Annotated in this window: 2 protein-coding genes; one reads left to right on the top strand and one right to left on the bottom strand. The window is 73.6% G+C overall.

Features of this window, described 5'->3' with window-relative positions:
- Window positions 1-37 precede the first annotated feature (37 nt).
- Window positions 38-3,301 (bottom strand): Ig-like domain-containing protein, encoded by a 3,264-nt coding sequence (locus ACRYR7_RS23935; protein ID WP_432574777.1) that lies wholly within the window; start codon window positions 3,299-3,301, stop codon window positions 38-40.
- Between the two features lie 580 nt (window positions 3,302-3,881).
- Here ACRYR7_RS23935 and ACRYR7_RS23930 point away from each other — a divergent pair.
- Window positions 3,882-5,366, top strand: coding sequence for a glycoside hydrolase family 26 protein (locus tag ACRYR7_RS23930; RefSeq protein ID WP_432574775.1), 1,485 nt, complete (start codon window positions 3,882-3,884; stop codon window positions 5,364-5,366).
- The last annotated feature ends 111 nt before the right edge of the window (window positions 5,367-5,477 follow it).

Here is a 5,477-nt window from a genome sequence, read left to right as displayed (position 1 = left end):
GGCGCACCCCGGTGGCCGGGGTGCGCCGGGTGGCGCGTCACGGCACCGGCCGGACCTCCACCCAGCCCAGCTTGCCGTTGACCCCGCCGACGCCGTCGAGGGTCAGGCGCCCGTCGTCCACCACGACCCGGGCCGAGCCCGTGGCGAAGCGGGCGGTGCTGGTGGGCGTCGTGGGCGGCACCACGGTCGCCTGACCGGGACGGCCGCGCTCGGCGGTCAGCACGTACGTGGAGTTCCACGCGGTGGCGTCCCCCACGCCGGCGCTGACGTCGTACGTGCCGTTCGGCACGTCCAGCTCCCACGCCCCGCGCCCCGGTGCGGCGCCGCCGCTGGCCGAGGTCGCCTGGAAGAGCAGCAGCGAGTCCGAGCGCTGGTCGGGAGAGAGGGAGGAGCCGCGCACGCGGCCGTTGCCCACCAGGGACAGCGGCTGCCGGGTGCTCTCGTCGACCCAGCCGCGGCCCTGCGCGGCGGAGTACGCCTGGCCGGAGTCGCGCACGTGCCCCGGCGCGAGCGGGCCGGTGGCGGTGGTGAAGTCCACCAGCGTCGCCGCCGGCCCGCCCGCCGGCACCACCCGCACGAAGTCCAGCTTGGTGTTGCTGCCGCCGGTCGCGTCCAGCGACAGCGAGCCGTCGCTGACGCGCACCCGCACGGTGCGGGTGCTCCAGGGCGCCGCCGCGGTCGGCACGTAGCCGTCGACGACGACCGCCTGGTCGGCCGTCCCGGACTCGGCGACGACCCGGTGCCGGGAGTTCAGCGCCGTCGGGTCGCCGACGGCGACGGTGACGTCGTACAGGCCGTCGCGCAGCGGCGTCACCCAGCGCCCGGGGGTCCTGGTGCCGCTGCCCGCCGGCGCCTGCAGCATCACGTGGCTGAGGTAGCGGGCGTCGGGCGCGGCCGCGGAGCTGCGCAGGCGGGTGTTGGCGCGCAGGTCCAGCGGGTTGCCGGTGGTGTCCAGCCAGCCGGCGCGCCCGTCGAACGGGGCCCCGGCGTCGCGGGTGTAGCCGGCCGGGACGGCCGCGGAGGCCGGCCCGAAGCTGACCGCGACCGACGTGGCGCTCGGCTGCTCCACCTGCGCCGGCTTCAGCAGCGTCACGCGCCCGGCGGCCAGGTCGGTCTCGGCGAGGTACTCCGCGACGTACACGTCGCCGCTGACGGGGTCGGCGACCACGCCCAGGGGGTTCTCGAACACCAGCCGCTGCCCGGGGGTGGCGGCGTCGGTGACGGTGGCGAACGAGGTCGGCTTCCCGGCGGCGTCCACGCTCACCGCCAGCAGGTCGTCGCCGTTGGAGTACTCGGTCAGCAGCAGGCTGCCGCGCAGCTTGCCGCCGAAGGCGGCCGCGCTGCGGTACTCGGCCAGGCCGTTGGCGGAGCGGTGCACGCCCAGGTTGAGGTCGGGCGCCTGCCACTGCGGGTCCGGCCGCGTGCCCACCGGGTACTGCCGCACCTCCCACGGGTCCACGCCGCTGCCGGGGTTGGCCCCGTTGAGGACGTAGTGGCCGGTGGAGGGGTTGGGGTGCCCGTAGTACTTCCCGGCCTGCACGCGGGTGAGGTAGTCCGCGTAGGCGGGCAGGTTCTTCAGCTGCGCGGGCGTGCCGCCGGGCGGCACCGGGGTGTTGCCGCCGTCGGCCGACTCGTTGACGGGGGCGTACAGCTGCCCGTTGCTGCCCCACAGCAGGGCGTAGGGGTTGCGCACCCCGGAGGCGTGCACGCGCACCGGTGCCCCCGCGGCGTCGGGGTCGTACCCGACGGCCGGGGCGGAACCCGGCACCGCCGGCGTGCCGGGCGGGTCGGTGTTGACGTTGACCGGCGTGCCCGGGCGGAACTTCGTCGTGTCGCGCACGTCGGCGACCAGCACCGCCGCGGACAGCGGTTGCTCGCCCAGGTCGCCCCAGTACACGTCGGTGTCGCCGTAGGCGGTGTTGGCGCCCTGGGCGATGTAGAGCCGGCCGTCGGGGCCGAAGGCGGTCCCGTTGGTCATGTGGTCGTAGCGCGAGCGCGGCAGCCCGACGACGACGTCGGAGGCCGCGGCGCTGCTCAGCGGGGCGCCGGGCTGCAGCCGCAGCCGGGAGACCTTCCCGGAGGAGGGCGGGGCGTCGGCGTAGACCGGGAAGTTGTTCGTGACGTAGAGCGCGTCCGGGTCGGCGGGGTCGAAGGTCAGCCCGGTGATGATCCGGTCGCCGAAGGGCTTGGCCGACTCCACCGCGCCCAGCGTGCCGTCCGCCGCGCGCGAGTAGCGCAGGACCTGCCCGGTGTAGGTGCCCACGTACAGGCGCCCGTCGGGCCCCAGCGCCATGGCCGAGGGCTTGGCCACGCCCACCGAGCCCGCGCGCCGGAAGGCGTAGGGCGAGACGGGCGGCGAGCTGGCGGAGGTGCGGAACGTGCTGCCGTAGGTGGTGAAGGCGCGCCCGTCGGTGTCGCGCAGCGCCGTCGTCGTCCGCACCGTGTACGTGGTGCTCGCGGCCAGGTTGCGCGAGGGGGTGAAGCTGATCGTCCCGCCCGCGGCGTCGCCGTTGAGGGTCAGGGGCACGTCGCCGTCCGGGCCGATGAGGCGGACGCTCTCCTCCGTGCTGGTGGTGTCGTCCACCGGCGCGGTGACGGCCATGCTGATGGAGGCGTCCAGGGGCACGTTCGTCGTGCCGTCCGCCGGCAGCGTGCCGGTGATGCGCGGGCCGGGGACCTGCGGCGCGGCCGTGGAGGGCCGGATGGTCACCGAGGCGAGCTTGGTGTTCACCCCGCCGGTGGCGTCGAGGGTCAGCCGGCCGTCCTGCACGGCGACGACGGCGGTGCCCGTGGCGGTGGGCTGCGCCGCGCTCGGCTCGAAGTCCGCGACGGTGCTCACCTCCTCCACGACGACCCGGTGGGTGCTGTCCAGGCAGCAGTAGGCGCCGGTGGCCGTCTTGCCGGTGTCGCCGACCCCGACGCTCACCTCGTAGGTGCCGTTGGGCAGGGCGTACTCCCAGCGGCCGCCGGCGACGACCATGCCGGAGCTGTTGGGGCGCTGCAGGTGGATGAAGTTCGAGGCGGGCCCGCTGCCGCCGCGCTGGCGCGTCTCGGCGCTCAGGTCCCTGGGCGTCTGGTCGGTGAACGACACCCAGCCCCAGCCGCGCGCGGCGTCGTAGGGGGCTCCGGTGTCGACGGTCCAGCCGGCGGGTGCCGCCGAGCCGGCCGGTGCGAAGTCGATGCTGGCGGTGGTCGGCGGCGCCGCCTGGGCCGCGGGCGCCACCAGGCCCGCGGGGACGGTGCTGCCGAGGACCAGGGCGCTCACCGCCAGGCCCGTGGTTCTGCGGTGGGAAGTTGCCATCAGGTGTCCCTCGGTGTTCCTCGATCGGTGCGGGCTGTCCCCGCGACGGGGGGCGAGGGCTTTCACGCCCCGGGGGCGCCGCGTGCTCGAAGCGGCACGACCGTAGCAAGGCGTAGCGGAGCCTAGGGCGTTCGTGACGGTTTCCGGCGGGAATTTCCCGGTGCCCGGGACGACGCTCAGCAATGAGTGACGAAATGCGTACTGGTGGTAATCCGTCCGGGTGAACGCGCGGCCCGCGCCCCGTTCGCGCCGCCGCTGGGGCGCCCGCGCCGCGTCACCACCCGTTCGGCCCGCGGGCGCCCGCTGAGCGGTCACGGACGCGCCGGACGGGGCCCCCGCCGGCCGGCCCCGTTGCGCCGCACGGGGCGCGGACGGACCGGATCACCCCGTGATCGTCACACTCAGTCACCGTTACGCGACCGATCGGGTGGTCCTGGGCCCGGCGGTGCGCTTTCCCGTGAGGTCCCGGTCAAGGCCGGGCCCGCATCCCCCGAACCCTTTCACGTCGGCGCTTCCGGTGCCGTCCGGGCGGAAGAACCGTCGCCGACTCGTTCACTTTTTCCAGGGAAGGGCACCTTCGATGAGCGTCAAGACCGTCAAGGCCACCAAGCGCCGCAACCGCCTCACCTCGATCGCCGCTGCGGTCGCCACCGCCGGGGCCTCGCTGCTCATCGGCGTCGGCGTCGCCGCTCCCGCCTCGGCCGGCGAGGACGTCGCCACGGGTGTCTTCTCCGCCGGCTCGCGCGGTCCGGTGACCGAGTGGGGCCAGTGGGTCGGCAGGGACGTCGAGGTGACGACCGCCTTCCTGCCCCAGATGACCTGGAAGGACATCTCGGAGTGGCAGTGGGGGATCGGCCTGTACAAGGACCGCTACCACCGCATGGCCTGGGCCGTGCCGATGCTGCCCGACACCGCCGGCGTGAGCATCCAGCAGGGCGCCACCGGGGCGTACAACGGCTACTTCAAGAAGCTCGCTGAGACGCTGAAGGCCAACAACCAGGGCGACTCGATCATCCGCATCGGCTGGGAGTTCAACTCCGACAGCTACTCCTGGAGCGCCAAGAAGGACCCGGCCTCCTACATCGCCTACTGGCGCCAGATCGTCAACACCATGCGCTCCGTCCCCGGCACCAGCTTCGAGTTCAACTGGTCCCCCGGCAGCGGCAACAACATGGGCCAGTTCGACTCCGTCCGCGCCTACCCCGGCGACGCCTACGTCGACATCATCGGCCAGTCGCTGTACGACCACAGCAAGAGCTTCAAGCCCGAGCAGTACGTCGAGCGCTGGGCGAACTTCTACAACCAGCCCGGTGGCCTGAAGTGGCTGGCGGAGTTCGGCAAGGCCCACAACAAGCCGATCGCGTTCTCCGAGTGGGGCCTGACCAAGAGCTGCGACGGCCTGGACAGCGGCGACGACACGTACTTCATCCAGAAGCTGCACGAGTACATCTCGAACAACAACGTCGCGTACGAGAGCTACTTCAACCACGACCCCTCCAGCTGCGAGCAGCACAAGCTGAACACCGGCAACTTCCCCAAGGCCGCTGCCCTGTACAAGAAGCTGTGGGTCGAGGGCTTCGCCCCCAAGGCCGCCCCCGTCACCACCGGCACCGCGGCGACCAGCACCACCCTGGTGCGCGTGCGCACCGACTCCGACGTCAACGCGGCCAAGTTCAACCTCGACGGCGCCCACCTGCACGGTGCGAACTACATCGACGTCAACGTGCCGGCCAAGACCACTCGCTCGGTCGCGTTCTACCTCGACAAGGCCGCCACCGGCACTGCGACCAAGACTGAGTTCACCGCCCCCTACGACTTCGGCGGCATGTCCCCGATCTCGCCCACCGCCCTGCCCACCGACGTGTCCACCTGGACCCCCGGCACCCACACCCTGACGGTCGTCGTCAGCCGCTACAACAACCTGCCGACGATCACCCAGACCACGACGTTCCGCGTGGGCGTCGTGCCGGGCGTGGACGACGTGGCCCAGCCCACCGCCACCCTTGCCTCGGTGGCCGCCGCGCCGGTCGTCACCGCCGCGCCGCGCCAGGTGGCGGGGCGCTGACGCCGACCGGCTGACTGTGCTCGGCTGACTGTGCTCGGCCGACGCCGAGCACCCGCCGCGAGCGTGGCGGGGGGGGGGGGGCCCCCCCGGGCCCCCCGCGGGGGGGGCCCG

This window comes from Kineococcus gurbantunggutensis (genome assembly GCF_050871925.1).
Classification (GTDB): Bacteria; Actinomycetota; Actinomycetes; order Actinomycetales; family Kineococcaceae; genus Kineococcus.
Note: the sequence above shows the minus strand (reverse complement) of the source record. Positions and strands in the feature narration are given on the sequence as shown.